This window comes from Pseudoduganella danionis (assembly GCF_009720775.1).
In the GTDB taxonomy this organism is placed as follows: domain Bacteria; phylum Pseudomonadota; class Gammaproteobacteria; order Burkholderiales; family Burkholderiaceae_D; genus Rugamonas; species Rugamonas danionis.
The window spans coordinates 470,672-483,236 of sequence record NZ_WNKW01000002.1 but is presented as its reverse complement, the minus strand read 5'-3'; the positions used below and the strand labels follow the sequence as shown (position 1 = coordinate 483,236).

Here is a 12,565-nt window from a genome sequence, read left to right as displayed (position 1 = left end):
ATCCGGCGCGGCGCCCTGAAAGTGCCCATGTCCGACAGTACTGCTTCAGCCAATCACAAAGCCAACCACGACGCCAGCGAGCCTGCTGGCAGCAGCCCCGCCGCAAACAGCAGCAGCACTTCGCGCAACGGTTTCAGCGTACTGCGCCACCGTAATTTCGCGTTCTACCTGTCGGCCCGCACGCTGGGCACGCTGGCCGTGCAGATGCAAAACGTCGCCATCGGCTGGCAGGTGTACGCGATGACGCACGACCTGTTCGATCTGGGTCTGATCGGGCTGGCCCAGTTCGCGCCTTTCCTGTTACTGATCCTGCTGGCCGGCCACGCGGCCGACCGCTACAACCGGCGCAATCTGGTGGCACTGGCACTGGCCGCGCAATTGCTGTGCGGCCTGCTGCTACTGGCGTTTACACTGGCCGGCCTGAGCACCGTCTGGCCCGTGTTCGCGGTGCTGGTGCTGTTCGGCAGTGCGCGCGCTTTCATGGGCCCGGCCACGCAAGCCATGCTGGTCAATCTGGTGCCGCCGGAAAGCTTCAGCAAGGCTGTGGCGCTGAGTTCGTCCAGCTTCCATCTGGCCATCATTCTCGGCCCCACGTTGGGCGGCCTGCTATATCTGGCGGGACCGAAAACGGTATACCTCATTTCTTCCACGCTGTTGCTGCTGGCCGTGCTGCTGATGTGCCTGACCAAGCCGGCACCGCAAGCCAGCCACCGCGAACCGGCCACCTGGCATACCGTACTGGAAGGCCTGCGCTTCGTCTGGTCCAAACCGGTGATTCTGGGCGCGATCTCGCTCGACCTGTTCGCCGTGCTGTTCGGCGGCGCCACCGCGCTGTTGCCGGCGCTCGCGCATGACGTGCTGCATGTGGGGCCAACGGGGCTGGGCATGCTGCGTACCGCGCCCGGCATAGGCGCCGCCGTCTGCTCCATCACGCTGACCTTCTTCCCCATCACGCGCCGGGTGGGCGCATGGATGCTGGGTGGTGTGGCCGTGTTCGGCGTCTGCACGCTGGTGCTGGGTTCCACCACCACCTTCATCGTGGCGCTGGTGGCCCTGTTGCTGATGGGCGCCGGCGACATGATCAGCGTATATGTACGTCACCTGCTGGTACAGTACGAAACGCCGGATGCCATCCGTGGCCGCGTCAGCGCTGTCAATTCCGTCTTCATCGGCGCCTCGAATGAACTGGGCGAATTCGAATCGGGCCTGACGGCCGGCTGGATGGGCCTGACGCGTGCCGTGCTATTCGGTGGCGCTGCCACGCTGGTGGTTACGGGATTGTGGAGCATATTGTTCCCCGTGCTGTCGCGCATGGACCGCTTCCCCCACGAGGAAAGAAACGCAGAGAACAAGGAGGAGAGTCTGTGAGCTTGCCGCTGCCGCGCATCATCCATACTCGCCCGCACCTGAGCGCCGCGCTGGCGCTGGGTGCGGCCACCGGCCTGCTGCTTCCGGCCAGCTGGCCGGTGCTGACCCGTTTGCTGACGGCGTGGAACACCACGGTATGGAGTTATCTGCTGATGATGGCCGTAATGATGGCGCGCGCCGACCATCACGATATCCGCCGCACGGCCTGCCGCCAGGATGAAAAAGGCCCCGTCATTCTGAGCATGCTGTCGTTGCTGATCCTGGCCAGCCTGGCCGCCATCGTCTCGCAGCTATCCGTGCTGAAAGACGCACCGCCGCAGGACATGTGGTCCCACTATGGTTTCGTGGTGCTGACGCTGGCCGGCTCGTGGTTCATGATAGGCACCATGTTCTGCTCGCACTACGCCCATCTGTTTTACATCAATCACGCCAATGGCGAAGACAGCCCGCCCGTGCTGCAATTCCCCGACCAGAATCTGGTCCCCAATTACTGGGATTTCCTGTACTTCTCATTCACCATCAGCGTGGCCGCACAGACGGCTGACGTGAGCATCCACAGCCGCGAGCTGCGCAAAGTCGTGCTGGGCCAGTCCGTGCTGTGCTTCTTCTACAACCTGGCCGTGCTGGGCCTGTCGATTAATATCGGCGCTTCGTTGATCAACGCCTGAACTTGCCCACTGTCTGCGCGCGCTGCTTAAGTCCGGCCTAAGCGCCCACCTGAGCAAAAAAGGAGTAAGATGAAATCGCAGTTCAACAACAAGGAGCAAGCATATGCAAATCATTATCCATGCCGACAAAACCATCGAACGTCATGCCGGTCTCGATGAGCACGTACAAACTGTCGTGAAGAATGCGCTCCAACGATTCGACGAACAAATTAATCGCGTCGAAGTGCATCTGAGCGACAATCTGGTCCAGAAATCTGCTGACGGCGACAACCGCTGCATGCTGGAAGCCCGCGTCACGGGTCTGCCACCGATCGCTGTGAGCGACCACGCTGCCACCCTGCATCAGGCCATCGGCGGTGCTGCCGAAAAACTCAAACGCGCTGTCGATAGCGCACTGGGCCGTCTGCAGGATAAACGCCACACCGGCGTCGCCATCGAAGCCGACGCCGAATAAACCGCGGCCTGTCAGCTCACCACGGAGCTAGCGCCCTGCTAGCTCCTGCAAATACCGCAAGCCCTGCAGCGCTCTGCTGCCATACCACGACAGCATTTCCCCATCCACCAGTTGTACCGGCTTGCCTATCTGCTGTGCCAGCACGGCCGCATGCGCTTCCGTGAAGCGGTAAGGTTCGCTCGACAGCAGTACGCCATCGATTTGCGCCAGCAATTCCGGCGCCCAGCTAAATTCCGGATAGCGGATTGCGTAGCCCTGCAATTCCGCCGGCAACTGCCAGCCGATTTCAGCCAGCATGCGGGCTATATAGGTATCGCCTGAAACCGTCATCCACGGGTCTTGCCAGATGCAGTACAGCACCGTGCGCGGCGGCGCGGGCGGCATGGCACGCAGGCGCGCATATTCCGCCTCGAAGTCGGCACACCATGCGGCCGCTTGCTGTTCACGGCAGAACACCCCGCCCAGCAGGCGCGCGAGCGCCAGATTGTCGCGCGGCGCAATCGGATGCGTGACGATCACATGGGGAATGAATTCAGCCAGCAGCTCGACGGTCGGCTTTTCGTTTTCATCGATATTTACCACCAGATGGGTGGGCGCCAGCTTGCGGATCTTATCGATGTTGACATCTTTGGTGCCCCCCACCTTGGGTATGTCCTGCACGATTTCGCTCGGATGGATGCAGAAACCCGTGCGCCCTACCAACTGGTCGGCCAGCCCCAAGTCGCATAGCATTTCCGTAATCGAAGGTACCAGCGAAACGATGCGCGCATCGGCCGCAGCCCGGTGCACGGTTCCCACTGCATCAGTCCATTCCATGGCGGGCTTTTCCTAAACTTAAAGGCGGTATTGGAGCACCGCCCGATAGATCATGCAACAACTTCCTGAACAAAATTTACACAGGCTTACAGACAGTTCAGCTATGATAAACAGGCGAATCAACTAGCATTCTGAAAGACCACATTGAAACACATCAGCACCTTCGGCGCCTCGCACTACCAGATCAGCGATTTGCAACTGCTGCGCAATTCCACCGACGCTGACGCCATGGCCAGACTGCTGGCCCCCTGCCCCATCATGCGGCTGGCAGCCGAGGAAAGTATCGCCGAATCGCAGATCGCCCACCTGTACATCGTCCTGCGCGGCGCGCTGGCGGTCGCCACCGACACCCGTACCGGCATGGCCGATGGCACCATCAGCAAGATACTGCCGGGCGAGAGCGTGGGCGAACAAGCCGTGCTCGACGAAGAAGCCAATCTGAATGCCATCACGGCGCTCGAAGAAACTGATGTGCTAATGATTAAGGCGGAGCTGGTGTGGCAGCTAATCGATGAATCGCATGTGCTCGCACGCAATCTGCTACGCCTGCTGTCCTTCCGCATCCGCGCTGCCAATGCGCAACTGCGGCGACGCCAGAAGCTGGGCGAGTTCTACCGCCAGCTTTCCATGATCGATGGTCTGACCGACCTGTACAACCGCTCCTGGCTCAACGACCTGCTGCCCACCATGGTGGCGACAGCGCACGGTTCGCACGCGCCGCTGTCCCTGATCATGCTCGATCTGGACCACTTCAAGCGCTTCAATGATACCCACGGCCATCTGGCCGGCGATCAGGCGCTGCGCACGGCAGCCGGCGTGCTGGGCAGCGCGCTGCGCCCGACTGATTTTGCCGTGCGTTATGGCGGCGAAGAAATGATGGTGCTACTGCCCGACACCAGCGAAAAAGTCGCAGTGGCCGTGGCCGAGCGCCTGTGCGAACGCATGCGTCAGGCGCTGGTGTTCAGCGATATGCGGCTGCCGCTACCACATATCACGGCCTCGTTCGGCGTGGCCAGCCTGCAGCCGGGCCAGGACGAACAGGCCCTGATTGCCAATGCCGATGCGGCGCTGTACCGCGCCAAGGCGCTGGGGCGTAACTGTGTGGCCCAGCATCAGGCGGCGCCGGAACCCACCGCAGCCGTCTAGCCGGCGGAAGCCGGCTCAGGCGCAGGCTGGGCCTTGTGAGCCGCCGCGAAATCGGCGTACCCCTTCTGCACCAGCTCATAAGTCTTGTCGATGTTGCTGGCAATGTCGCCGTTGAGCACCTTCAGCCCGTCCAGCACGCCGCGCGCTTCCTTGAAGCCCTGATCGACACCGCGCTTGAGCGTCGCCATGAACTTGTCGAGCACCGCGTCATTATCCTCACCCGGGTGCTGCTGCTTGAAAGCATCGTAAAACGCGGTGGACAGCGATACAATGCGGCTCGCCGTGCCTTCCGGCGTATTATCCTGCGACATGGCGTTCTGGATAGCGTTGTCGCCGAAGTCATCCTTGAGCGCCTCATTGATGCCGGTCAGCGCCGTTTTCAGCACGACCGACAACGGTTCATTGGAAGAATTCAACGCTACCGTCAAGGAAGCTTGTACGATAGAGCCATTGAGCTGCGCCTTGGCCTTGGCCGTCAACGACATCTTGCTGTCATCCTTGGCCGCCGCTGGAACACTGGTGCTGGCGGATGTGCCGCCCGAAGTTGCCGATACTGGAGTTGCCATGATCTCACTCCTGATGAGGGGTATCCTGGAATGATCGGCAGAATAACGAATAACTTGACCGCATTTATGAGCATAACCACCTTTCTCTGGCACGATTACGAAACATTTGGCGCCAACACGCGCCGCGACCGGCCAGCCCAGTTTGCTGCCATCCGTACCGACGCCGCCCTGAACGAGATCGGCGATCCGATCATGCTGTATTGCAAACCCGCGAATGATTTCCTGCCCGATCCGCAATCCTGCCTGATTACCGGCATCACGCCGCAGCAATGTCTGGAATGGGGCGTGCCCGAGCACCGCTTCGCCGCCACCATCGAACAGGCATTTTCCCAGCCCGGCACGATAGGCGTGGGTTACAACACTATCCGCTTCGACGACGAGATCACGCGTTTCATGTTCTGGCGTAATCTGATCGATCCCTATGCACGCGAATGGCAGAACCAGTGCGGCCGCTGGGACTTGCTCGATGTAGTGCGCATGACTTACGCGCTGCGGCCCGAAGGCCTCATCTGGCCCACCAAGGAAGATGGCAAACCCAGCTTCAAGCTGGAAGATCTGGCGCGTGCCAATGGCCTCGTGCATGAAGCGGCACACGATGCGCTGTCCGACGTACGCGCCACCATCGCGCTGGCCCGCTTGATCCGCCAGCACCAGCCCAAGCTGTTCGACTTCTGTCTGGCCCTGCACAAGAAGGACCGCGTGGCCGATGAAGTAGGCCTGCATCTGGCACCGGCCCTGCGCCAGCCCTTCCTGCACGTATCGGGCATGTTCCCGGTGGAACGCGGCTGTCTGGCACTGGTCTGGCCGCTGGCCACCCACCCGACCAATAAAAACGAGCTGATCGTGTGGGATTGTGCTTACGATCCGCGCGAACTGTACACGCTCGATGCCGACACCATACGCACCCGCATCTTCACGCGCAGCGATGCCATGCCGGAAGGCATGACGCGCCTGCCCGTCAAAAGCGTGCACCTGAATAAATCGCCTATGCTGGTTGCGAACCTGAAAACCCTGTCGCCCGCCATGGCCGCCAAATGGGGCCTCGATCTGGAACAGGGCAAGGCTCACGCCGCAATTGCTGCAGAACTGGCAGCAACGGGGCCGAATATGGATGCGATCTGGGCTGAAGTGTTCTACCGCCCTGCCGGTGCGCCACTCGATGTGGATGAAGACCTGTACAACGGCTTCGTCAGCAAGGACGACCGCCGCCTGCTCGATGGCCTGCGCAAGGAAAGCCCGGCCCGTCTGGCGGCAGCCTCGCCAGCGTTCAGCGACGCGCGTCTGGGCGAGCTGCTGTTCCGCTACCGCGCGCGCAACTTCCCTGAGACGCTATCGGAGACGGAATTCGAACACTGGGAGCAGCACCGTGCAGCCCGCTTCTACGATGGCGCAGGCGGCGTGCGCAGCATAGACCAGTTCTTCGGCGAGATCGATCACCTGCAGCAGGACGCTGATGAGCGCGCCGAACAGATACTCTCCGAGCTGTACGAATATGTGGAGCTGATTGCACCGGCCCAGTAAGCCAGCCTTCAGCAGAAACACACAGGGCCCGCTGCAGCAACTGCAGCGGGCCCTGTGTGTTCAGTGCACCAGTCTGGCGCTGCAGCCTAGCTTCAGGCGCGATACTGGTTGATGGCGTCGCGGGTTTCCAGTGCCACGCGGCGCGCGGCAGCAGCGAAATCTTCACCGGCCTGCTGCGGAGCGTACAGAATCGCGCGCGAAGAATTGATCATCATGCCCGTGCCGTTGGCCGTGCGGCCCGATTTGACGGTCGCAGCGATATCGCCACCCTGCGCACCGATGCCAGGCACCAGCAGCGGCATGTCGCCGACGATGGCGCGTACTTGCGCCAGTTCTTCCGGGAAGGTTGCGCCCACTACCAGTGCGCACTGGCCGTTGCGGTTCCACTTCTGCGCCACCAGTTGGGCCACATGCTGGTACAGCGGCTTGCCATCCACATTCAGGAATTGCAGATCCGAGCCGCCCGCATTCGACGTGCGGCACAGGATGATCACGCCGCGATCGGCCCAGTCCATATACGGATCAACCGAATCGGAACCCATGTAGGGATTGACAGTCACGGCATCGGCGCCATAGCGGTCATAGGCTTCGCGCGCATACTGCTGGGCCGTTGCGCCGATGTCGCCGCGCTTGGCGTCGAGGATCAGCGGAATGTGCGGATAATGTTCACGTGCATAGGCACAGATCTGCTCGAGCTGGGCTTCGGCACGCAGGGCCGCGAAATAGGCAATCTGCGGCTTGAACGAGCAGGCCAGATCGGCCGTCGCATCAATGATTTCGCGGCAGAAGTGGTAGATGCCCTGCGGGTCCTGCTGGAACTGGGCGGGCAGCTTGGCCAGATCGGGATCGAGACCCACGCACAGCAGCGAGTCGTTAGCCGTCCAAGCGGCGGATAATTTATTGATGAAAGTCACGGCCCTGCCCTCTTATTCTGTTGCAAACCCTCTATTGTAACGAAAACCGCGCCGCCCCGGCCGAACTGCTGCGCCGCCAGCCGCTCTGGCAGGGCAAAACTGCGTCGTGAGGCTGATAGAATTCAGCCTTCAATCTAACCGGGACCCCACCATGAAATTAAGCCAGAAAGTCGCCATCGTCACCGGTGCTACGCAAGGCATAGGACTGGCCTGCGCCCAGCGCCTGATCAGCGAAGGCGCCAGCGTGATGCTGGTCGATATCAAACCGGAGGGCGCTTCCGCCGCTGCCGAGCTGGGCGAACGGGCCCGCTTCTTTGCTGCCGACGTCAGCCAGAAAGCCGATGTGGATGCCATGGTCGCTGCCACGCTGGCCGCATTTGGCCGCATCGATATCCTGATCAACAATGCCGGCGTGACCCATGCGGCCAATTTCCTCGACGTGTGCGAGGAAGATTTCGACCGCGTGTTGCGCATCAACCTGAAATCCATGTTCCTGTGCGGCCAGGCCGTGGCGCGCGAAATGGTCAAGCAGCACAGCGGCTGCATCATCAATATGTCCAGCGTGAACGCGGAACTGGCGATTCCGAATCAGGTGCCGTATGTGGTATCGAAAGGCGCTATCAACCAGCTCACCAAAGTCATGTCGCTCAATCTGGTCAGCCACGGCATCCGCGTCAACGGCATAGGCCCCGGCACCATCCTGACGGAACTGGCCAAGCAGGCCGTGATGGCCAGCCCCGAAGCGCGCCACACCATCCTGTCGCGTACGCCCATGGGCCGCTGCGGCGAGCCGGAAGAAGTGGCTTCGATTGCGGCCTTCCTCGCCAGCGACGATGCCAGTTATATGACGGGCCAGACCCTGTATGTGGACGGCGGCCGCCTGGCGCTCAACTACACTGTAGCCGTCCAAGACTGAGATATAAAAAAATCGCATGTCTGTTATCGGAAACGACAATTAGACAAATATCTGCGCGACACCCATAATCTCACCTGTCTCCACTATTCTCCTCCAAGAAAATAGTTTTAAGCCCGCTTTCATCAGCGGGCTTTTTTTTGCCCCGATATTTTGTGCGGCGTCATCACGCCGTCACAATCGCTACCTATACTGGATCCATCTTCGGTACATGCACACGATAAGCATGACGGAAGTACAGTGCGCCGGCTTGCTGGCGCACTTTCTTTTTATACCTGCCGAAGCGCAGCCGCTCTTTTCGCGCCAGCCGTGCTATTGTCCGCACCATGCTCAAGCTACTACTCCTCACCGACACCTACGGCCGCCTGCGTTACTGGACTGCCATCACACTCTACCTGCTGATACTGATCCTCGGTTCACTGCCCGGCGCGCGCCAGGACATAGGCCAGGTGGCTTCCGGCCTGATCCTGCACAGCATCGCCTACGCGGGCCTGACCTTTCTGCTGTTCACCGGCGGCAGCGGCCTGCCGCGCCAGCGTGCCGTGAAAGCCGTGCTCACCATCGCCGCCATGGGCGCCCTCGATGAATACATCCAGATCTTCTTCCCCTACCGCCATGGCAGCGTGGGTGACTGGGCTGTGGATGTCAGTGCCGCCATGGTGACGGCCTGCAGCCTGTACTGGCTGTGGCAGCGCCGGACAAACTAGGCCACGCTCAGCAGCATTTTTTGATCACCGGTAGAATTGCCGCCTGCTAACTGTAGGAGATGCAATGAGCCAGTCTCACGCTCAGCAAGACATTTCGGCCGGCATGGTCTGGCTGCTCGCCAGCGCTACCGGCCTGATCGTCGCCAATCTGTATTACGCCCAGACGCTGATCGGTCCTATCAGCCAGGCGACGGGGCTGGCAGCCAGTGCAGCCGGTCTGATCGTCACGCTGACCCAGATCGGTTACTGCCTCGGTCTGCTGTTCGTCGTGCCGCTCGGTGATCTCTTGGAAAACCGCCGCCTGATCTGCCTCGCCTTGCTGGCCTGTGCCACCGCCCTGTTGGCCGCCGCCAGCACCAGCAGCGCCAGCCTGTTTCTGTTCGCCGCCTTCTGCATAGGCCTGACCGCCGTCGCCGCGCAGATACTGGTGCCGTTCGCAGCCCACCTGTCGCGCCCCGAAACGCGCGGCCAGACCGTCGGCACCGTCATGAGCGGCCTGCTGATGGGCATTATGCTGGCCCGCCCCATCGCCAGTCTGGTGGCCGATGCGCTGGGCTGGCACGCCATCTTCATCCTGTCCGCCGTCGCCACGCTGGCACTGGCACTGCTGCTGCGCAAACGTCTGCCCCAGCGCCAGCCACATGCGGGCCTGCATTACTTTGCCCTGCTCGGCTCGCTCTGGCATCTGCTGCGCGACACTCCCGTGCTGCGCCGCCGCGCCGCCTATCAGGCCTGCATGTTCGGCGCTTTCAGTCTGTTCTGGACCTGCGTTTCGCTGGAGCTCACGGGCCCGCGCTTCCAGCTCAGCCAGACCGGCGTTGCGATTTTCGCGCTGGTCGGCGTGGCCGGCGCCATCGCCTCGCCCATCGCCGGCCGCCGTGCCGATCAGGGCAAGAGCCACTCGACCACGGCCGCCGCCCTGCTGCTGGGCGTGGCCGCCTTTGCCCTGCCCCTGCTGGTGCACGGCAGCCGGCTGCTGGAACTGGCGGTGCTGGTGCTCGCGTCCATCGTGCTCGATATGGGTGTCTCGGCCAATCTGGTCACGGGCCAGCGCGCGCTGTTTGCACTCGCAGCGGAAACCCGCAGCCGCCTGAATGGCCTGTACATCGCCATCTTCTTCCTCGGTGGCGCAGTCGGTTCGTCGCTGGGTGCGTGGATGTTTGCCCAGCATGGCTGGCAAGGCGTGCTGTGGACCGGGCTGGCCTTCCCCCTCACCGCCTTCGTGATCTGGCTCGTTGCAGCGCGCGACTAGGCCCGTTAATGGGACCACAAGCGCACCTGTCCCTGCAGGGACACGGTGCCGTTGATATTCAGGCTGCCCAGATTGCCCGTGACGGGCGCCAGCGGATCGTTCTGTACGCTCAGCGATTCGAAGCCCAGATTGGTATAGCGCACAAAGCCGGGCAGGCCGATGGCGATGTAATCGCCGCCGCCATCGCTGCGGGTCTGCACACCCAGGCTGACGGCAAACATGTCGACCTTGCCGCGCACATTCTTGAATACAATGTAGCGGTTCTGCCCGTCGCCATTGAAGCCCAGCGACAGCCGGCTATCGCTGACCGCTCCCACCAGCGTCGGATCGTTGAGCGAAATATGGGCGGCAAAGCTGATGCCATCCTGCGCCGAGACCTGGGCCAGTTCCTGATCGTCGAGCGCACGCAGGCTGCCGGCACTGGCGCTAGCTGCCGTCAGCCACAGCAGAGCGGTAATAACACTAGCAGTAGCAAGCTGCCGCCCATGCCAGGGCGCTTTGCAGATGCGGGACAGGGGGAGCAGTCGGCCGGCCATCAGTGCTTGAACTTGATATCGAGGTACTGAATCTGGATCGAACCTATGCGCGACGATCCCAGATCGACGGTAGGCTGGCCCGGGCTGACAAACGAAATATTATCGACCACGATGCCGCCGGCCGGCGCCACACCGCTGCCATAACGGCTATCAGGCCAGTCGATGCCGATATGCAGACGCGGCCCCGTTTCATCACTGAGCGCATTGATCACGGCCGGCTGCGACGCCACATTGGACAGCATCCACGGCGTGTTGGTGAACATGCCGCTGCCGTCGACAGCCCCCACGTGGATGCCGTTCCACACCATGGCTTCCGTATCATCGGTGCGGCCACGCGGGCGCAGCGACAACTGGCCGATATCCATGCGCAGCGCAGCGCCAAAGGCCACGCCATCATTGACTTGCGGCGTGGTGAACTGCAGGCCGCCGCCATACAGCACCAGATCCTTGATGACCACGCTGCTCTGTTCGCGCGTTACGCCATCGGCCGTAATGCCCCAGTCGTAAGCCATCTGCCAGCGCTGCTGGGCATAGGTATTTTGCGGGAAGGCGATGTTGACCACATCGGCCAGGCCCGCAGCGCCGGGGACGATATCGAGTCTGTACGGATCGGAAAACGGCAGCGGATTATCGCTGCGCGAGGCACTGAATTTTTCCACATACAGCGTGGTGCCTATTGGTGTGGTGTAACTAACACGCGCATCGCCACTCATGGCAAAGCCGTTCAGGTCAAAGCTCACACCGTCGCGTCCGCGCACGGCTGACATGGCAGCATCGCTAAGCGGTTCCAGTGCCTGCGCGGGTGCGACTAGCACTAGCGTCAGCAGCGCCAGCAGCTTGGTCATGCTAAACGAGTGTGCCAGCGCGCTACGCATCAGCGGCCTTTCGGCAGGTTGGCGGGCACCAGCCCGCTGGTGTTGAGCGCCTGCAGCTTGTCGCGCCAGTTCAGCCACACGCCGGCCTGCGCGGCATCCGTTGCGGGCGCGCCATTGGTGGTGGGGAATTGCACGGTAGTCTTCAGCAGCGACACCCAGAAGTCGCGGCTAGGGCCGCTCGCATCGCCGGCCGTCACGCCCCCCACCTGCGCCAGCGTCAGGCAAGGTGCGGTGCAAGAACCATCCCAGCGTTTGCCGCCCAGCGCATCGCTGCGCGAGTCGAGCTGCACGGTGCTGCCATCGGCAGCGATACCCGTCACGGCCATCGAACCGGACAGGGTGTTGATTTTCATACCGATGTCGCCACTGATGGCTTCAAAGCCGAAGCGCATGCCGATCGCTTCGCGCGAGGCGCCATCGGCTGCATTGCGGTAGACGAATTCGAAATAAGGATTGGCAATATGTACCAGACGCTGGGCCTCGCTGCCATCGCTGCGGCCAAACTGCAACAGCGAAATATCTAAGTCGGCGCCCGTGCCATTGCGTGCCGAGTAGGTGTATTCACCGAGGCGCACATTGCGCAGATTAGCGCTCAATGCAATGTCGGCATCGAGCGACACTTTGCTGAAATCAAAGCCATTCAGACTGGTATTGGTCATCGCGACGATACCCTGTCCATGCATGCTGGACAGTTCCGCTTCGCTCAGCGGCTGCATCTGGGCCGATGCCGTCAGCGTGCAGCAGGCCAAAATCAGCCCCGCGCACAGCCACAGCGAGTGCAAGGTCATCTTCATGGATAGAGAGCAGACAGGCGCAGAGACAACAACAG

General features: G+C 61.7%; 14 protein-coding genes. 8 read left to right on the top strand and 6 right to left on the bottom strand.

What is annotated here, in order from left to right:
* The first annotated feature begins 27 nt into the window (after nt 1-27).
* The 3 genes from GM655_RS10310 (at nt 28) to GM655_RS10300 (ending at nt 2,490) form a co-directional block, all read left to right on the top strand.
* Entirely contained in the window at nt 28-1,368 is a 1,341-nt protein-coding gene (locus GM655_RS10310) for an MFS transporter (RefSeq protein WP_155434573.1), read from the top strand.
* Nucleotides 1,365-2,036, top strand: a complete 672-nt coding sequence (locus tag GM655_RS10305; RefSeq protein ID WP_371866771.1) for a DUF1345 domain-containing protein — start codon at nt 1,365-1,367, stop codon at nt 2,034-2,036. The genes GM655_RS10310 and GM655_RS10305 overlap by 4 nt, the downstream gene beginning before the upstream one ends.
* A gap of 103 nt (nt 2,037-2,139) precedes the next feature.
* Nucleotides 2,140-2,490: an HPF/RaiA family ribosome-associated protein gene (locus tag GM655_RS10300; RefSeq protein ID WP_155434572.1), complete on the top strand. Its 351-nt coding sequence runs from the start codon at nt 2,140-2,142 to the stop codon at nt 2,488-2,490.
* 27 nt (nt 2,491-2,517) lie between these two features.
* Here GM655_RS10300 and GM655_RS10295 read toward each other — a convergent pair whose 3' ends face one another.
* Nucleotides 2,518-3,306: a helical backbone metal receptor gene (locus GM655_RS10295; RefSeq protein WP_155434571.1), complete on the bottom strand. Its 789-nt coding sequence runs from the start codon at nt 3,304-3,306 to the stop codon at nt 2,518-2,520.
* A 144-nt stretch (nt 3,307-3,450) separates the two neighbouring features.
* Between GM655_RS10295 and GM655_RS10290 the strand changes: the two genes are divergently transcribed.
* On the top strand, nt 3,451-4,452 hold the full coding sequence (locus GM655_RS10290) for a GGDEF domain-containing protein (protein WP_155434570.1): 1,002 nt from the start codon (nt 3,451-3,453) through the stop codon (nt 4,450-4,452).
* Here GM655_RS10290 and GM655_RS10285 read toward each other — a convergent pair.
* Nucleotides 4,449-5,018, bottom strand: a complete 570-nt coding sequence (locus GM655_RS10285; protein WP_155434569.1) for a DUF5610 domain-containing protein — start codon at nt 5,016-5,018, stop codon at nt 4,449-4,451. The genes GM655_RS10290 and GM655_RS10285 overlap by 4 nt on opposite strands.
* A 66-nt stretch (nt 5,019-5,084) precedes the next feature.
* Between GM655_RS10285 and sbcB the strand changes: the two genes are divergently transcribed.
* Complete coding sequence (sbcB, locus tag GM655_RS10280; protein ID WP_155434568.1) at nt 5,085-6,539, top strand: exodeoxyribonuclease I; 1,455 nt, start codon at nt 5,085-5,087, stop codon at nt 6,537-6,539.
* Nucleotides 6,540-6,631: 92 nt separating this feature from the next.
* Here sbcB and pyrF read toward each other — a convergent pair whose 3' ends face one another.
* The gene (gene pyrF / locus GM655_RS10275; RefSeq protein WP_371866770.1) at nt 6,632-7,453 is read right to left on the bottom strand and encodes an orotidine-5'-phosphate decarboxylase; all 822 of its coding nucleotides are present in this window, start codon (nt 7,451-7,453) and stop codon (nt 6,632-6,634) included.
* A gap of 151 nt (nt 7,454-7,604) precedes the next feature.
* Here pyrF and GM655_RS10270 point away from each other — a divergent pair, with 151 nt between their 5' ends.
* The 3 genes from GM655_RS10270 (at nt 7,605) to GM655_RS10260 (ending at nt 10,325) form a co-directional block, all read left to right on the top strand.
* Nucleotides 7,605-8,369: an SDR family NAD(P)-dependent oxidoreductase gene (locus GM655_RS10270; protein WP_155434567.1), complete on the top strand. Its 765-nt coding sequence runs from the start codon at nt 7,605-7,607 to the stop codon at nt 8,367-8,369.
* Nucleotides 8,370-8,692: 323 nt separating this feature from the next.
* Nucleotides 8,693-9,073 (top strand): VanZ family protein, encoded by a 381-nt coding sequence (locus GM655_RS10265; RefSeq protein WP_155434566.1) that lies wholly within the window; start codon nt 8,693-8,695, stop codon nt 9,071-9,073.
* Between the two features lie 64 nt (nt 9,074-9,137).
* Nucleotides 9,138-10,325 (top strand): MFS transporter, encoded by a 1,188-nt coding sequence (locus GM655_RS10260; protein WP_229632508.1) that lies wholly within the window; start codon nt 9,138-9,140, stop codon nt 10,323-10,325.
* 5 nt (nt 10,326-10,330) lie between these two features.
* On the opposite strand, the gene GM655_RS10255 is transcribed toward GM655_RS10260, so the two are convergent.
* Genes GM655_RS10255 through GM655_RS10245 form a run of 3 tightly spaced genes read right to left on the bottom strand, consistent with a single transcriptional unit; the run spans nt 10,331 to nt 12,530 of the window.
* Complete coding sequence (locus GM655_RS10255; protein WP_229632507.1) at nt 10,331-10,861, bottom strand: hypothetical protein; 531 nt, start codon at nt 10,859-10,861, stop codon at nt 10,331-10,333.
* A complete protein-coding gene (locus tag GM655_RS10250) occupies nt 10,861-11,706 on the bottom strand; it encodes a DUF6160 family protein (protein WP_155434565.1) in 846 nt (281 codons plus the stop codon). Before GM655_RS10250 ends, GM655_RS10255 begins: the two co-directional genes overlap by 1 nt.
* A 29-nt stretch (nt 11,707-11,735) precedes the next feature.
* On the bottom strand, nt 11,736-12,530 hold the full coding sequence (locus GM655_RS10245; RefSeq protein WP_155434564.1) for a hypothetical protein: 795 nt from the start codon (nt 12,528-12,530) through the stop codon (nt 11,736-11,738).
* Between the last annotated feature and the right edge of the window lie 35 nt (nt 12,531-12,565).

Bases quoted from the DNA above. Each gene is read 5' to 3' on its own strand.
- GM655_RS10245 (WP_155434564.1), bottom strand. From the start codon at position 12,530: ATGAAGATGACCTTGCACTCGCTGTGGCTGTGCGCGGGGCTGATTTTG.
- GM655_RS10300 (WP_155434572.1), top strand. From the start codon at position 2,140: ATGCAAATCATTATCCATGCCGACAAAACCATCGAACGTCATGCCGGT.
- GM655_RS10270 (WP_155434567.1), top strand. From the start codon at position 7,605: ATGAAATTAAGCCAGAAAGTCGCCATCGTCACCGGTGCTACGCAAGGC.
- GM655_RS10295 (WP_155434571.1), bottom strand. From the start codon at position 3,306: ATGGAATGGACTGATGCAGTGGGAACCGTGCACCGGGCTGCGGCCGAT.
- GM655_RS10310 (WP_155434573.1), top strand. From the start codon at position 28: ATGTCCGACAGTACTGCTTCAGCCAATCACAAAGCCAACCACGACGCC.
- sbcB (WP_155434568.1), top strand. From the start codon at position 5,085: ATGAGCATAACCACCTTTCTCTGGCACGATTACGAAACATTTGGCGCC.
- GM655_RS10250 (WP_155434565.1), bottom strand. From the start codon at position 11,706: ATGACCAAGCTGCTGGCGCTGCTGACGCTAGTGCTAGTCGCACCCGCG.
- GM655_RS10285 (WP_155434569.1), bottom strand. From the start codon at position 5,018: ATGGCAACTCCAGTATCGGCAACTTCGGGCGGCACATCCGCCAGCACC.
- GM655_RS10255 (WP_229632507.1), bottom strand. From the start codon at position 10,861: ATGGCCGGCCGACTGCTCCCCCTGTCCCGCATCTGCAAAGCGCCCTGG.
- GM655_RS10260 (WP_229632508.1), top strand. From the start codon at position 9,138: ATGAGCCAGTCTCACGCTCAGCAAGACATTTCGGCCGGCATGGTCTGG.
- GM655_RS10265 (WP_155434566.1), top strand. From the start codon at position 8,693: ATGCTCAAGCTACTACTCCTCACCGACACCTACGGCCGCCTGCGTTAC.